This is a genomic window from Paraciimarium castrense LEGE 11436, from assembly GCF_056633055.1.
This window is the reverse complement of sequence record NZ_JBSJOW010000003.1, coordinates 294,003-308,236: the sequence shown is the minus strand read 5'-3', so window position 1 is coordinate 308,236 and position 14,234 is coordinate 294,003. Positions and strand designations below refer to the sequence as shown.

Below are 14,234 nucleotides of genomic sequence, written 5' to 3'. Positions count from 1 at the left end.
GCCATCAGCTCCTGCACCTGGCGGCCCAGGGTGATCTCCTGCTCATGGCTCAGCAGCGGCACCCGGCCGATGTCCCGCAGGTAGCTGCGCACCAGGTCGGCGCCACCAGGCAGAGCAGACCCATCGGCAGCGGCCACGGGCAGGGAAGGCATGACGGAGAATTGCGAAACAGTTCTGTTTCGTAAACCTACCATCCTTTTCCCGGCCTCCTGCAGCATGGGTTGATGGCCCGCGAGCGCTTGCAGAAACTGATGGCAGCGGCGGGGCTCTGCTCCCGCCGCCGGGCCGAAGACCTGCTGCGCGCCGGCCGGGTGCAGGTGAATGGAACCACGGCCCGGATTGGCGACAGTGCCGATCCCGGCAGCGATCTGATCGCGGTGGATGGCGCGCCCCTCGCCCCCCCGGCCGAGCCGCTGCTGCTGTTGCTCAACAAGCCGCTGGGGGTGCTGTGCAGCTGCAGCGACCCGCGGGGGCGACCCACCGTGCTCGAGCTGCTGCCGCCTGAACTGAGACGGGGCCGGGGGCTGCACCCCATCGGCCGCCTCGACGCCGACAGCCGCGGCGCCCTGCTGCTCACCAACCAGGGCGACCTCACCCTGCGCCTCAGTCATCCGCGCCATGGCCACCGCAAGCTCTACCGGGTGCAGGTGGCCGGCAGCCCCAGCACTGCCACCCTGGCCCGCTGGGCCGAGGGGGTACCTCTCGATGGCCAGGTCTGCCAGCCGGTGGGCGTGCGGGTGCAACAGCGCAGCGCCAGGTCCACCTGGCTGGAGCTGGACATGGGCGAGGGACGCAACCGCCAGATCCGGCGCACCGCCCAGCTGCTGGGACACCCAGTGCGGGATCTGCAACGGGTGGGGATCGGAGGCCTGCGGTTGGGCAACTTGCCCGAGGGAAGCTGGCGAGCCCTTGATCGCCGAGAATGGGACGCCCTGGTCGCCCCCGAGTCCTGAGCCCGCCATCAGCGCCCCGGTCCCCCTCCTCCACGCCTCCAGCGGCACGGCCCATGCCCTTCCGGTGGCTGAGGCGCTGGCGGCGTGGGCGTGCAGCCCCCCCCAGCGCTCCGGCCCGGGAGGATCCCCTGGTGGCGGCGGGGCGGGCCCTGCGGCAGCGGCGCGAGGAGCGCCAACTCAGTCTGCGCCAGCTGGCCCTGGACACCCGGATCAGCACGCCGGTGCTGGAGGCCCTGGAGCGGGGCTGGCGCGATCGCCTGCCCGAGGCCGCCTACCTGCGTACGATGCTGCCCCTGATCGAGCGGCATCTCGAGCTGCAGCCCGGCAGCCTGGAGGGGGTGCTGCCGACCTCCGCTGACCGGCTGCCGCTGCAGGAGACGCAGCGGGGTCTGCTGCGTCGCTTCACGCCGGGCTCGATCGATGTGTTCACCACCTGGCAGGGGACCCTGCTCTACGGCGTGCTGACGCTCGGGCTGGTGTACGGCCTGAACCTGCAACAACAACAGCTGGCCCGGGAGGGGCTTCTGGCGGTGAGCCCCATTCCGCCTCTGCCGATGCAGGAGCAGGGAGGCCAGCCGGGCGATGACCAGGCCCTGCTCGCCATCTATCCCAGCCTGCGGCCACTGGGGCAGGCAGAGGCAGGGCAGGCCCTGGCCCTCTGGCGGCGCCAGAGCCCGGCCGCCGCCACACCGCGACAGGCCACCAGCCAACGGGGAGCCCTGGTGGTGACCCTGGCGGCGCCGGCCAGCCTCAGTCTCGAAACCAGCAGCGGTGCCAGCACCGAGCTGAAGAGCGCCAGCGGCCGGCTCGAATTCAGCCTCACCGCCCCCTGGACCCTGCGCATCACGCCCCCGCCAAACGCCCCCGGAGCGGTGCGCTGGCTCGATCAATCCCTCAGCGCCAGCCCGGGGGAACCGGGGCGGTTCCAGCCTCAGGCGCGCTGATAGCGGTGGGCCATCTCGCCCAGACCCTTGAGCGGTCCTGCGAGGCTGGCCACAGGCTGCTGCAGCCGCCAGGTCCAGTTGCCGGAGCAGGTGCCGGGGGTGTTGAAGCGGGCCTGATCATCGAGTTCCAGCAGGTCCTGCAGGGGCGCCACCGCCAGGTCCGCCGGGCTGGCCAGGGCCGCCTCCAGCAGTTGCCAGGCCGGAGCCGTCACCGCCGCGCCCAGGGCATGTTCCACCCGCTGGCGGCCCTCGTGGTCGAGGCTCTGCCACCAGCCCGTGGTGGTGGGGTTGTCGTGGGTGCCGGTGTACACCACCCAGCCGGGGCCGTTGATGTTGGCCGGCAGGTAGGGATTGTCTCCGTCGCCGTTGAAGGCGAACTGCAGGATCTTCATGCCCGGCAGGCAGAAGCGATCCCTGAGGGCCTCCACCGGCGGAGTGATCACGCCCAGGTCTTCGGCGATCAGGGGAAGATGCCCTTCGCGCAGCTGGCCCTTGATGCGGCAGCGCAGCCACAGCAGCCGCAGCAGCAGGCCGCCCGGCGACCAGCACCAGCGGCCGTTCTCGGCGGTGGTCTCCCGGCCGGGCACGCTCCAGAAGGCCTCAAGGGCGCGGAAGTGGTCGAGGCGCAGGCGGTCGAAGAGCTCGAACTGGCGATCCAGCCGCGCCATCCACCAGCGGAAGCCGCTGATCAGGTGCTGGGGCCAGCGGTACACCGGCGTGCCCCACAGCTGCCCGGTGGCCGAGAAGTAGTCGGGCGGCACGCCGCTCTGCTGCTCCAGGCCACCCCGTCGGCCCAGGGAGAACAGCCTCGGGCGGCACCACACATCGGTGCTGTCGTGGGCCACGTAGAAGGGCAGATCGCCCACCAGGTCGAGGTCGCAGCTGTGGGCGCGCTGGCGCAGGGCCTGCCACTGGCGCTGCAGCTGCCATTGCACCAGCGCCTGCTGGAGCAGCGCTCCGGCACAGTCGCGATCCAGCTGGCGCAGGCCCCGGGGCTGACGCTGGGCCAGGGGCTCAGGCCACTCCCACCAGGGGCGGCCACCCTGCTGCTGACGCACCACCATGAAGCGGCAGTGATCCTCCAGCCAGTGGCGCTGGCTGCGGCGCCAGGTCGAGAACGCCTCCTGGGTGGCAGCGTCCTGCTGGGGCCAGCGGCGCGCCAGGGCGGCAGCCAGGGCGGCGCAGCGCTCGGGCATCAACTCCAGATCGAGGCGCTCGGCGCTGGCCTGCCCAGGCAGCGCCTGGTGATCGGCCTCCGTGAGCAGGCCCTCCTCCACCAGCCGACCCCCATCCAGCAGCCAGGGGTTCAGGGCCGAGCCGCTGGGGGAGCTGTAAGGCGACCCCGTGGCGTCGGTGGGGGCCAGGGGCAGCAGCTGCCACAGGCCGATGTGGTGTTCGGCCAGGAGCTCGACCCACTGGTGGGCCTCTGCTCCGAGGCTGCCGCAGGGGCCCGGCCCGGGCAGGGCCGTGGGGTGGAGCAACACACCACAGCGGCGCCGGGCGGCGGAGAGAACCTGACTCACGCTGAAGGCAACCGGTAGCGACTCACGATCTTTTTGGCGAAGGCCGGGATGTGGGCCTCGGCCTTTTCAGGATGATGGCGCCGCACCCAGAGTGCGTTGCGGGTGAAGTGGGAATCGATCGAGAAGCGGCCATATTCCAGCCCCTTGGGGCCGAAACGCTCCACGAACACCCCGATCAGATCGGCGAGCCAGCGTGGCAGCTTCACGGCCTTGTCGTAGGCCTCGATGCCCTGCTGCACGGCGGCGCGGCGATCGCCGCGGCTGGTCACCGGGGCCACCTCCAGCTCCGGCTCCACCAGATCCAGCAGCAGCTGGCCCCTGGGATTGCGCACGGTGATCCACTGGCGGCCGAAGGTGGCGCCCATGTAACCCACCACCAGATCGGCCCCGGCATTGGTGTAGTCGAAGCAGCTCAGGCAGCTGGGGGCGAACACATCCTTGAGCTTCGGCGTGTCGAGGCCGAAGAAGGGCACCGTTTCGCTGCGGCCGTCGCTGTGGCGGAAGTGGATGCGGAAATCCTGCATGAACTCGTAGTGCACCACGGTTTCCGGGGAGCTCACGGTGCTCTCCAGGAAGGTCTGCAGGCCCTCGCGGGACACGTTGTCGACGCAGGGCAGGCCCAGCACGTAGAGCTCATCGAGGGGCAGGGTGGGCTGCACGGCGCGCAGGGCCTGGACCTGGCAGCCCACGCCGATGGCCAGCAGCCGGCGGATGCCGCTGCCGGGCAGCTGCTCGAGCACCTCGAGGTTGGGCGAGAGGGTGGGTTTGTTCACCCGGGCGCTGAGCACCTCAGCGGGCGTGCGGGCCAGGCGCGGCACAGGGGTGAAGCGATCGGTCTCGCTCTGACCCACGCAGAGCACCGCATCCACCAGCCCTGTTTCCAGGGCGCGCACACCGATGCGGCTGACGATGCCGGTCCACTGGGCCCCCTCCAGGGGCTGGCCCAGGCGGGCGCTCAGCATCCGCTGGTGCACGCCGAAGTAGAGCTCATCCTCCCGGTCGAGGTCGCGGCTGCGCCCGTGGGCGGCGGCCTCCATGGCCTCGAAGCGCTGGGTGAGGAAGGCACAGCTCTGTTTCACATAGGCCACCCAGCGGCTGTCACAGAGTCCGCACTGGCTGCAGAGCTCCTTGGCGGGGTAGACACCACCCTTGGCCAGGGGACGGGCACGTTCGTGCGGTGCCAGGGCACCACCTGATGGAGATGGGGAACGGACCGGCAAGGCAGGGCCTCTCGCTGGCTCTCAACCTATCGGGTGAGGAACTGCGGGGGGGGGTGGGCCAAAGTGGGGGACCAGTGATGAACGGGCGCCCAGCGATCCCGATGCCCTCCAGCCCCACGTCCCAGCCGCTCGCCGGCCCTGCCCCTCCGCCCAGCCCCCCCGCCAGGGGGCTGCGGCGTGTTGGCTGGTTGCGGCCGATCGTGCTGCTGCGTCTGGCCCTGGTGGGCGTGGGGGTGGCGGCCGGCTTCAGCCTGCTGGGGCTGCTCTGGCCCAAGCCGGACCCGAGCGGTGGCGCCAGGGCACCGGACGCCCTCACCGATCTGGCCAAACCACCCAGCCGCGCCGTCACCGTGCTGGTGATCGGGGTGGACGCCGATCAACTGCAGGACCCCAACAACAAGGCCGCTCCCGCCGGAGCCGCCAATGCCGACGCCCTGCTGCTGCTGCGGATCAACCCGGGCGGTCCGCTGCAGGTGCTCAACCTGCCCACCGCCCTGGCGGTGCAGCTGCCGGGCAGCACCGGTCTCCAATCCCTCGGCAGCCTCTATCGCCAGGGCGGCGTTGCACTCACGGCCGACGCCGCCCGCAACCTGGTGGGGCTGGCCAGCACGGAACCGGATCGCTACCTGGTGCTCAGCCGCGGCGCCCTGCGCAGCCTCGTGGATGGGCTTGGAGCCCTGGAGGTGAATCCCGGCAGCACCATGGCCTATGAGGACAAGCGTCAGGGCCTCAAGATCGACCTCCAGAGCGGCGTCCAGCGGCTCAAGGCCGCCCAGGTCGAGCAACTGGTGCGCTACCGCGACCCCGGCCGGCCGATCGAGAGCCGCAGTGTCAACCAGGAAGCGGTGATGCGCAGCCTGCTCCAGGAGCTCAGCACCCCCGGGCGCAGCCAGGACATCCCGGCCCTGGTCCAGAGCCTCAGGGGACAGGTGGAGAGCAACCTCACCCCTTCGGAGGTGCTCAGCCTGATGGTCGCCACCCTGGGTCCCGACCCGCGCCTGAGCTTCGCCAGCGTGCCCCTGGCCCCTGCCGCCAAGGCTGTCAGCCAAGACGGCAGCCCGGCAGCGGCCGCGGGTTCGGAATTGCGGCAGATCGCCAAATCGGCCTCCGGTGCCCTCTGGCCCCCACCGGCGGCCAGCGCCACGGGCTCCTGAAGGCCTACCCCAGTGGGCCTCAGGCCAACCCCAGTGGGCCGCAGGCCAACCGCAGCGCCAGGGCCAGATGGCGGCCCATGTCCTGCGCGAGGACGGTCGCCCCGGCCCTGTCCCGATCCCCGGCGCCGCGGTCTTCACGGACGTCATCCGCATGGGCACTGGCCAGAGCGCCGAGCCAGGGCAGGGCCTCCCGGCGGCGGCGCTCCGGCTCCCAGGGCAGGCCCCACTGCACCAGGCCGGCCAGAGGCACCGCCGCCTGGCGCAGCAGGGCTGTCATGGCCGCCGGCAGCCCGCTGCGCAGCTGCTCAGCGCTCAGCACCGCCACGGTGGGCTGGCGCCAGGCCCCCAGGGCCTCGGCCCAGCAACTGCCGTCCTCCAGGCTGAGCCCGGGATCGACCAGCAGCGGCACCAGCAAGGGCCCAGGCGCCGACCGATCAGATGGCGACTCATCAGATGCCCACTGATCCACCGGGGGCTCGCCGGCCAGCAGGGCGGCCAGTTCCCCGGCGGGAACGCCCCGGCCCGGCCCCCCAGCCAGGCCCGGGCCCAGGCCAGCCCCCAGCACCCTGGCCAGGGCCGGAGCCGCCTGCTGCAACAGGGCGGACACCGATTCGGGCGGGCCGGCAGCCACGAGCACCAGCCGGGGTGGCAGGGGCGGCAAGCCCGGAGCGGAACCCCGCTCCCCGGTGTGGAGCGCCTCGGAAAGCGTCATGGTTGTTTGCAGTTGTGCGGGCCGGCTCGCTTCTACCATCAGACTTGAGCCGACGCGTCTGCGCCCGCCGTGACCAGTTTTCTCACCGCTGATCGGCTGGCACAGGAGCGCACCGCCACCGAACCCCCCCACGACACCCGGCGGCTGCGCCTGTTCAGTGGCACCTCCAACCACGACCTGGCCCGGGAGATCGGCGCCTACCTCGGCGTGCCGGATGGTCCCCGGGTGATCAAGCGCTTCGCCGACGGCGAGACCTACATCCAGATCCAGGAGTCGATCCGCGGCTGCGACGTGTTCCTGGTGCAGCCCACCTGCGCCCCGGTGAACGACCACCTGATGGAACTGCTGATCATGGTGGATGCCTGCAAGCGGGCCTCAGCCCGGCAGGTCACCGCCGTGATCCCCTACTACGGCTACGCCCGCGCCGACCGCAAGACCGCCGGCCGCGAATCAATCACCGCCAAGCTGGTGGCCAACCTGCTCACCAAGAGCGGCGTGGACCGGGTTCTGGCCATGGACCTGCACTCCTCCCAGATCCAGGGCTACTTCGACATCCCCTGCGACCACATCTACGGCTCGCCGGTGCTGGTGGACTACCTGCGCACCCGCCATCTCGACGAGATGGTGGTGGTGTCGCCGGACGTGGGCGGGGTGGCCCGGGCCCGGGCCTTCGCCAAGCAGATGGATGACGCCCCCCTGGCGATCATCGACAAGCGCCGCGCCGCCCACAACGTGGCGGAGAGCCTCACCGTGATCGGCGATGTGGCCGGCAAGACCGCCGTGCTGATCGACGACATGATCGACACCGGCGGCACGATCGCCCAGGGCGCCAGGCTGCTGCGCCGCAACGGGGCTGCCCGGGTGTTCTGCTGCGCCACCCACGCCGTCTTCTCCCCCCCCGCCGTGGAGCGGCTCTCCGAGCCTGGCCTGTTTGAGGAAGTGGTGGTGACCAACAGCATCCCCCTGGCCGAGGAGCGCCACTTCCCCCAGCTCCGGGTGCTATCGGTAGCCAACATGCTGGGCGAGGCGATTTGGCGCATCCACGAAGAAAGCTCCGTGAGCTCGATGTTCCGCTGACCACGGCTGCGCCGCCGCCGCCCCTGAAGCGGGGCAGCCGGCTCAAGGCCCTGCTGCCGGTGAGCCTCAACGTGCTGCTCGCGGCGGTGGTGGGCCTGCCGATCGGAGCGGCGGCCCGCAGCGCCACGCCCCAGCCTCGCCGTATCGGCGTGTGGCTCACCAACAGCCCCAGCACCCTCTACTACGACGGCCCACGCATCGATCGGGCCGTGGACGATCTGGCCAGGAGTGGCTTCACCACCCTCTACCCGAACGTCTGGAGCCGGGGCACCACGTTCCACCGCTCGCGCCACGCGCCGATGGAACCGGCCCTGGCCAAGGCCAACCCCAACCTCGATCCGATCTGCCGGCTCACCCGCAGCGCCCGGCGGCACGGCATGGAGGTGATCCCCTGGTTCGAGTACGGCCTGATGGAGCCGGCCAATGCCGCCATCGTGCGGGAGCGGCCGGAATGGGTGCTGCAGCGCCGCGACGGCAGCACCGGCGTGGCCATGCACGGCACCACGATGGTGTGGCTGAACCCGGCCCACCCGGGGGTGCGCCAGCGCTTCCTCGGCCTGATCACGGAGATCGTGCAGCGCTGTGACGTGGATGGCATCCAGCTCGACGATCACTTCGCCTGGCCGGTGGAACTCGGCTACGACCCCTACACCCGCCAGCTCTACCGGGCCGAGAAGGGGGTTGAGCCGCCCGCCAACCACAACGACCGCTTCTGGATGAAGTGGCGCCGCCAGCAGCTCACCAGCCTGCTGCGGGAGCTGCGGCAGCAACTGAATGAGCTGGATGCCAGCTCGGGCCGCGGCCGCCGGGGGCAACCGCCCGAGCGGGTGATCAGCCTGTCTCCTGGTCCGTTCCGCTTCGCCTACAACCGCTGGCTGCAGGACTGGGAGCTTTGGTCGGTGGGCGAGCTGGTGGACGACCTGATCGTGCAGAACTACGCCCACTCGGTGCGGGGCTTCGCCAAGGATCTCGACCAACCGGCCCTGGTGAAGGCCAAGGAGTGGGGCATGCCTGTGGAGATCGGCATCCTGGCGGGCTTCGGCGGCCGCACCCCCAACATGGCCACCCTGCGCGAGAAGGTGAAACTGGCCACCGCCAGGGGTCACGGGGTGATCTATTTCTATTGGGAAGGGCTCTGGGGCGTCCACGCCGGCCCGGAGGGCGGCGCCTCCCGCAAGGCGGCTTTCCGCAAGCTGCACGAGGAGGTGAACCGCAGCGGCCGCTGATCAGTGCGGCAGGAGCCAGAAGCGGCTCAGCCAGCTCAGGCCGCCCCCAGGCACTGCTCCACCACCTCGCGGCTGTTGGTGGACAGCTCTGACGCCGCCAGGCTCTCGAGGGCCTGGCGCATCTGGCCGCCACGGCCGGGGCCATAGCTCTGCCAGCGGCTGAACACCTTGGCCAGGCGCGAGGCGGTGATCGGGTTGCGGCGGTCGAGGGCCGCGATCTGGCTGGCCATGAAGCGGTAGCCGCTGCCATCGGCGGCATGGAACACGGGCGGGTTGCCGGCCAGGCCACCGAGCACCGCCCGCACGGAGTTGGGGGCCGCCGGATCGAAGCGAGGGTGCTGCAGCAGCCGTTGCACCCGCTCCAGACCATCGGCGAAGGGGGCCGAGGCCTCCAGGGCAAACCAGGCATCCAGGATCACGGGCCTGGACTGCCAGCGCTGGTAGAAGGCGTCGACCGCCTCCTGCCGCTCGGGAATCTCCCGGGCCTGCAGGGCCCGCAGGCCGGCCCGCGCCAGGGTCATCGAGGGGCCATCCACGGCCGCCCGGGCCGCGGCGATCACCGCGGGATCCCCGGCCGCGGCGCGCCAGCTCCAGATCGTGCCGGTGAGCATCCGGGCACCACTGCCGTCCGGCCAGTCCAGACTCCATTGCGGGGTGCAACGCTCCAGGGCCGCCTGCAGGGGCGCCGCCAGGGCCGCCCCGAACAGGCTCCTCAGGGCCTCCAGGGCCGCAAACAGGGCAGGCGGATCGGGCACGCCGGGGCCGTCCTCGAGCTCCGCCAGCCCCGGCAGGGCCAGCAGCATGGCGCGGCTGGCCTCCGAGAGCCGCGGGTCGTGCAGGATGCGGGCAAAGGCCGTGATCAGGGCATCCTCCAGACCGCCATCGGGTTGGCCAGCGGCCCGGGCGAGCACGGCCTGGCGCAGCAGCCCCTGGCCGGCATCCCAGCGGGCGAAGGCCTCACTGTCGTGGGCCAGCAGGTGCACGAGCTCGCTGCTGGGGCGGCCGATCTCCAGCTTCAGCGGCGCCGAGAACTGACGCAGCAGCGACAGGGCGGGGGGGTGGGCCTGGCGCGGCAGGCCCACCAGACGCAGCCGCTGCTGCTCGGCCTCCACCACCAGCAGGCGGGTGCCCTGCCCCCAGCTGAGGGGCCGCTGGGCCGCAGCCGCCGTGGCCTCGTCTTCCCCTTGCAGCCGCACGGTCAGGGGCTCCCCGGCCTGATCGATCAGGCCCAGGGCCAGGGGAATCACCAGGGGCTGCTTGTCGGGCTGGCCAGGGGTGGGAGGAGTGTGCTGCCGGATCACCAGCTCCAGCTCGCCCCGCTCGCCGTCCCAGTGGCGGTGGATCTGCAGCACCGGCGTGCCCGCCTGGTGATACCAACGCCGGAACTGATCCACATCAAAGCGGGCCGCCTCCGGGGTACCCGCGGCCCAGGCGGCTTCGGCGGCATCCTGCATGGCCTGCACGAAGTCATCACAGGTGGCGGCGGAGCCGTCGTGGCGGCTCACGTAGAGCGCCATGCCCTGCATGAATGTCTCCTCACCCAGCAGGGTGTGGAGCACCCGGATCACCTCCGCGCCCTTTTCATAGATGGTGGTGGTGTAGAAATTATCGATGGCCTGGTAGGCATCCGGCTGCACCGGGTGGGCCGTGGGGCCGGCATCTTCTCGAAACTGGGTGTTGCGCAGCATCGACACGTTTTCGATGCGATTGAGGGCCGCGCCGTGCAGATCAGCGCTGAAACTCTGATCCCGGAACACCGTGAGGCCCTCCTTCAGGGAGAGCTGGAACCAGTCGCGGCAAGTGATGCGATTGCCTGTCCAGTTATGGAAATATTCATGGGCCACCACACTTTCGATTCGCTCAAGCTCAGCATCGGTGGCCGTTTCCTGATCTGCCAGCACCAGCTTGGAGTTGAAGATATTGAGGCTCTTGTTCTCCATGGCGCCCATGTTGAAATGACGCACCGCCACGATGTTGAACTCATCGAGGTCGTACTCCAGCCCATAGCGCTGCTCATCCCAGGCCATCGCCCGCTTCAGGGAGGCCATGGCATGGGCCGTGAACGGGCTGTCGCCCGCCTCCACATGCAGCCGCAGCTGCACCATGCGGCCACTGGCGGTGGTGAAGCACTCGCGCACCTCCTCCAGCTGGCCCGCCACCAGGGCAAACAGGTAGGAGGGCTTCGGGAAGGGGTCGTCCCAGATGGCGTAGTGGCGCCCAGGGTCGCCCGGCAGGCGGTCGCCCATGAGGGGGCCGCTCTCGACGCAGTTGCCATTGGAGAGCAGCACCGGGCAGGCCTGGCGATCGGCCTCGATCCGCACCCGGAAGCGGCTCAGCAGATCGGGACGGTCGGGGTGATAGGTGATGCGGCGGAACCCCTCGGCCTCGCACTGCGTCGTGAACAGGCCACTGCTCACATAGAGCCCCTCCAGGCTGGTGTTGTGCTCGGGATGGATGCGCACCAGGCTGCGCAGCACAAAGGGGCCCTGGGGGGGCTGCCGCAGCACCAAGCCGTCGTCCAGAAGCCCATAGGCCGACGCCTCCAGCGGTGCTCCATCGAGGTGCAGCTCCAGCAGCTCCAGGTCCAGACCGCGCAGCTCCAGGGGCCCCGGCTCCGCGGCGGGGTTGGGCCGCAGGGCCAGGCAGGCCTCCACCTCGGTGTGGTCGGCGAACAGCCTCACCGTCAGGTCGGTGCGATCGAGCAGGCAGGGGGCTGGGCGGTAGTCGCAGCGGTGCACCGTGGCCATGGGGGAGGAGCTGGGGATCAGTTGGCGGCGTCGCCGGGGGGGAGGGTGGCCGGCTGGGGCGGGGGCGGAATCGCCTCGGATCCAGTGACCCGCTGCACGGCCGCCTCCACATCGCGGCGCACCGACTCGGGCACCTGGGCCGGGCAGACCTCCGCAGCGCCCAGCACAGCCGAGTTGATCGAGCCCCGGCGCAGCTCGTCGAGGCTGAGGGGCTCACCACCCAACTGCTCAATGGCGCTGTCGTGCTCGCCTCGAATCACCCGGGCGATCGTCTCCCCTGCAATCACCACCGCCTTGTCAAAGGGCACCTCGGCCACCAGGGCCACGCAGACGTTGAGCGCCGCGATGCGGGTGTAGAGCAGCATCTCGGCCTCGGAGGCCGCAGCGGCCTGGAGGGGGCGGGGCGAGGCCAGCACCGCCAGCAGCGGCAGGACCAGCAGCCCGGCGCGGCCCGTTCGGCAACCCACAAGCAGCACGCACTGAGAATCGACCCATGCTGCATCACCGCTGCGGCCAGGCGCCTCAGCGCTGCCGGGGCGTCTCAGCTCTGCAGCAGCTCCCCAGCCGGCTCCAGGTGCAGCTCATGGTGGTTTTCAGCGATCTCCAGGGCGCCATGGCGCCAGGAGTAGATGGAGCGCGAGCGGTAGCGGTCCTGATCCACGAGGCGAATGTGCTCGAGGATGGTCCAGTCGCCGTAGTGCGACGTGAAGATCAGCTCGTGCTCATCCACCTGGCGGATCTGGCTGGCGGCAGAACTCTCCTCCAGGTAACCGCTGTTGCGCTGCAGCTGGTGGCCACAGAGCACGGCCTCCATGGTGCCGGTGCGGGGGTACTGGGGCTTGCGCTCAAAGAAATCGAATTCCTTCTCCGGCCACCAGGTGAAGCGGTAGGCCGCATCTCCATCCAGGGGTGAGTCGAAGGCCTGCACCCGCAGCATCATCTCCACCAGCAGGGTCTCGCCATCCGAGAAGAAATACACCCGGCGCGACTTCCAGAGGCCCAGGTTGCGGGCAAACCAGCGCTTCAGGTTGCTGTCCAGCTGGATGCGGGGCGGGGTGGGGCTCGACATGGGTTCGGTGCCTCCAGAGGAGGCTCTCCAGCAAGGGTGACTTCTATGGCGTCCTGGGCGCGGGCCTTGAACCCAGGAGGTGCCAACGCGCGGCAGGCCTTGCCCTTGTCCTAGCCACGCTGAGCCGCCGCCGCCCAAACGCCATAACGTGTGACGTGTGAACGAGGAATCCACCAGCACGGCCAAGGGCGTGAGCACGACCCAGGTGGGCCCCCAGGTGCTGAACCTGCTGCTCGTGGCGACCGGCCAGCAGCTGGCGAGTACCGATCTGCGGGCCCTGCTGCAGGTGCTCAAACGCGACGATCTGGGCTTCGAGGTGAAGCTGGAGATCGCCGATCCGCGCCGGCAGCCGCAACTGCTGGAGCTGCACCGGCTGCTCGCCACCCCGGCCCTGGTGAAACTCTCCCCCGCGCCCCGCCAGGTGTTTGCCGGCAGCCCGATCAGCCCGCGGCTGCAGAGCTGGCTGCCGCGCTGGCAGCAGCTGGCCGTGGTCAACGACCTGGGCATCAACCGCGGCAGCCTCGATCTCGAGGCCAGCCAGTCGCGGCGGGAGCTGCAGCTGGAGGACCAGCTGCTGGTGATGCGCCAGGAGAACGAAACCCTGATCGAGCGCCTCGGCATCCAGGAGCGGCTGCTGCGGATGGTGGCCCATGAGCTCCGCACCCCGCTCACTGCGGCCAAGCTGGCCCTGCAGAGCCACCAGCTCGGCCAGATCGATGAGCGTCGCTACCAGGAGGTGGTGCGCCGCCGTCTGGACGACATCGAGGCCCTCTCCAAGGATCTGCTGGAGGTGGGCACCACCCGCTGGGAGGCCCTGTTCAACCCCAAACGGCTGAGCCTGGGCAAGCTCGCCGCCGAGGCCATCCTTGAGCTGGAGAAGCTCTGGGTGGGCAAGGCGCTGCGGCTGATCACCGACATCCCCGCCGACCTGCCGGACGTCTACGGCGACGAGCGGCGGCTGCACCAGGTTCTGCTCAACCTGCTGGAAAACGCCTTCAAGTTCACCCCCTCGGGCGGGGAGGTGAGGCTCACCCTGCTGCACCGCACCGAGCAGTGGCTGGAGGTGAGCGTGGGAGACAGCGGCCCGGGGATACCCGCCACCCAGCAGAAGCAGATCTTTCTCGATCGGGTGCGGCTGCCGCAGACCGCCGACACCACCTCCGGCTATGGCGTCGGCCTGTCGGTGTGCCGCCGCATCGCCGAGGTCCACGGCGGCCGCATCTGGGTGGTGTCGGAGCCGGGGGAGGGGGCCTGCTTCCACGTGACCGTGCCGGTCTGGAGCGGGCAGGACCAACCTGCCTTGACGAAGGGTCACCCTGGCCCGTAGCTTCCTTCCATCAGCACTGCGGTTCAGAAATCAGTTCTGCCGTTGTTTCTGCTGTGGCCTCGCCCCCATCGTCTAGAGGCCTAGGACACCTCCCTTTCACGGAGGCGACAGGGGTTCGAATCCCCTTGGGGGTATTGATTCATGCTGGTCGACAGCATGAAAGTTGTCCTGCTCAGTGATCTGAGGTCAGTCGAATTGATGGCCGCCAGAGCTGCACTGGCTCAGACGTTTCGCCGGCTTTCGGCTACATCAAGCCTGGCAGGATCTGATGGCAACACGCGT

The 14,234-nt window shown here is 70.1% G+C and carries 13 protein-coding genes and 1 tRNA gene; 7 read left to right on the top strand and 7 right to left on the bottom strand.

The window, feature by feature from the left end; genetic code table 11:
* On the bottom strand, nt 1-152 hold a 152-nt coding region (locus tag ACWJIO_RS07270; RefSeq protein ID WP_480312432.1), incomplete at its 3' end, for a sigma-70 factor domain-containing protein.
* 72 nt (nt 153-224) lie between these two features.
* Here ACWJIO_RS07270 and ACWJIO_RS07265 point away from each other — a divergent pair.
* Together ACWJIO_RS07265 and ACWJIO_RS07260 are read left to right on the top strand one after the other, a co-directional pair.
* Nucleotides 225-953 carry a pseudouridine synthase gene (locus ACWJIO_RS07265; protein WP_480312404.1) on the top strand — a complete coding sequence of 243 codons (729 nt, stop codon included), beginning with the start codon at nt 225-227 and terminating at the stop codon, nt 951-953.
* A gap of 53 nt (nt 954-1,006) precedes the next feature.
* Nucleotides 1,007-1,897 carry a helix-turn-helix domain-containing protein gene (locus ACWJIO_RS07260; RefSeq protein WP_480312402.1) on the top strand — a complete coding sequence of 297 codons (891 nt, stop codon included), beginning with the start codon at nt 1,007-1,009 and terminating at the stop codon, nt 1,895-1,897.
* Here the strand turns inward: ACWJIO_RS07260 and malQ are convergent.
* Together malQ and ACWJIO_RS07250 are read right to left on the bottom strand one after the other, a co-directional pair.
* A complete protein-coding gene (malQ, locus tag ACWJIO_RS07255) occupies nt 1,885-3,420 on the bottom strand; it encodes a 4-alpha-glucanotransferase (RefSeq protein WP_480312401.1) in 1,536 nt (511 codons plus the stop codon). The two genes, ACWJIO_RS07260 and malQ, sit on opposite strands and share 13 nt — an antisense overlap.
* Nucleotides 3,417-4,604 (bottom strand): Coenzyme F420 hydrogenase/dehydrogenase, beta subunit C-terminal domain, encoded by a 1,188-nt coding sequence (locus tag ACWJIO_RS07250; protein WP_480312431.1) that lies wholly within the window; start codon nt 4,602-4,604, stop codon nt 3,417-3,419. Before ACWJIO_RS07250 ends, malQ begins: the two co-directional genes overlap by 4 nt.
* A gap of 113 nt (nt 4,605-4,717) precedes the next feature.
* Here ACWJIO_RS07250 and ACWJIO_RS07245 point away from each other — a divergent pair, with 113 nt between their 5' ends.
* A complete protein-coding gene (locus tag ACWJIO_RS07245; protein ID WP_480312400.1) occupies nt 4,718-5,794 on the top strand; it encodes an LCP family protein in 1,077 nt (358 codons plus the stop codon).
* Nucleotides 5,795-5,813: 19 nt separating this feature from the next.
* Here ACWJIO_RS07245 and ACWJIO_RS07240 read toward each other — a convergent pair whose 3' ends face one another.
* Entirely contained in the window at nt 5,814-6,506 is a 693-nt protein-coding gene (locus ACWJIO_RS07240; RefSeq protein ID WP_480312399.1) for a hypothetical protein, read from the bottom strand.
* 69 nt (nt 6,507-6,575) lie between these two features.
* On the opposite strand from ACWJIO_RS07240, the gene ACWJIO_RS07235 reads away from it, so the two are divergent.
* Together ACWJIO_RS07235 and ACWJIO_RS07230 are read left to right on the top strand one after the other, a co-directional pair.
* Nucleotides 6,576-7,583 carry a ribose-phosphate pyrophosphokinase gene (locus tag ACWJIO_RS07235; protein WP_480312398.1) on the top strand — a complete coding sequence of 336 codons (1,008 nt, stop codon included), beginning with the start codon at nt 6,576-6,578 and terminating at the stop codon, nt 7,581-7,583.
* The gene (locus ACWJIO_RS07230; protein WP_480312397.1) at nt 7,538-8,809 is read left to right on the top strand and encodes a glycoside hydrolase family 10-like protein; all 1,272 of its coding nucleotides are present in this window, start codon (nt 7,538-7,540) and stop codon (nt 8,807-8,809) included. Before ACWJIO_RS07235 ends, ACWJIO_RS07230 begins: the two co-directional genes overlap by 46 nt.
* A gap of 35 nt (nt 8,810-8,844) precedes the next feature.
* On the opposite strand, the gene pepN is transcribed toward ACWJIO_RS07230, so the two are convergent.
* The 3 genes from pepN to ACWJIO_RS07215 all read right to left on the bottom strand — a co-directional run bounded on the left by pepN (nt 8,845) and on the right by ACWJIO_RS07215 (nt 12,625).
* Complete coding sequence (gene pepN / locus ACWJIO_RS07225; protein WP_480312396.1) at nt 8,845-11,556, bottom strand: aminopeptidase N; 2,712 nt, start codon at nt 11,554-11,556, stop codon at nt 8,845-8,847.
* Between the two features lie 17 nt (nt 11,557-11,573).
* Nucleotides 11,574-12,023 carry a cAMP phosphodiesterase gene (locus ACWJIO_RS07220; protein WP_480312395.1) on the bottom strand — a complete coding sequence of 150 codons (450 nt, stop codon included), beginning with the start codon at nt 12,021-12,023 and terminating at the stop codon, nt 11,574-11,576.
* Between the two features lie 74 nt (nt 12,024-12,097).
* The gene (locus ACWJIO_RS07215) at nt 12,098-12,625 is read right to left on the bottom strand and encodes a hypothetical protein (protein WP_480312394.1); all 528 of its coding nucleotides are present in this window, start codon (nt 12,623-12,625) and stop codon (nt 12,098-12,100) included.
* 190 nt (nt 12,626-12,815) lie between these two features.
* Here ACWJIO_RS07215 and ACWJIO_RS07210 point away from each other — a divergent pair, with 190 nt between their 5' ends.
* Nucleotides 12,816-13,952, top strand: a complete 1,137-nt coding sequence (locus tag ACWJIO_RS07210; RefSeq protein WP_480312393.1) for a histidine kinase — start codon at nt 12,816-12,818, stop codon at nt 13,950-13,952.
* Nucleotides 13,953-14,013: 61 nt separating this feature from the next.
* Nucleotides 14,014-14,086 (top strand) — tRNA-Glu (locus ACWJIO_RS07205).
* The last annotated feature ends 148 nt before the right edge of the window (nt 14,087-14,234 follow it).

What these genes read in the sequence shown, in the direction of transcription:
- ACWJIO_RS07265 (WP_480312404.1), top strand. Translation starts at nt 225, where the DNA reads ATGGCCCGCGAGCGCTTGCAGAAACTGATGGCAGCGGCGGGGCTCTGC.
- ACWJIO_RS07260 (WP_480312402.1), top strand. Translation starts at nt 1,007, where the DNA reads ATGCCCTTCCGGTGGCTGAGGCGCTGGCGGCGTGGGCGTGCAGCCCCC.
- ACWJIO_RS07245 (WP_480312400.1), top strand. Translation starts at nt 4,718, where the DNA reads ATGAACGGGCGCCCAGCGATCCCGATGCCCTCCAGCCCCACGTCCCAG.
- ACWJIO_RS07240 (WP_480312399.1), bottom strand. Translation starts at nt 6,506, where the DNA reads ATGACGCTTTCCGAGGCGCTCCACACCGGGGAGCGGGGTTCCGCTCCG.
- pepN (WP_480312396.1), bottom strand. Translation starts at nt 11,556, where the DNA reads ATGGCCACGGTGCACCGCTGCGACTACCGCCCAGCCCCCTGCCTGCTC.
- ACWJIO_RS07215 (WP_480312394.1), bottom strand. Translation starts at nt 12,625, where the DNA reads ATGTCGAGCCCCACCCCGCCCCGCATCCAGCTGGACAGCAACCTGAAG.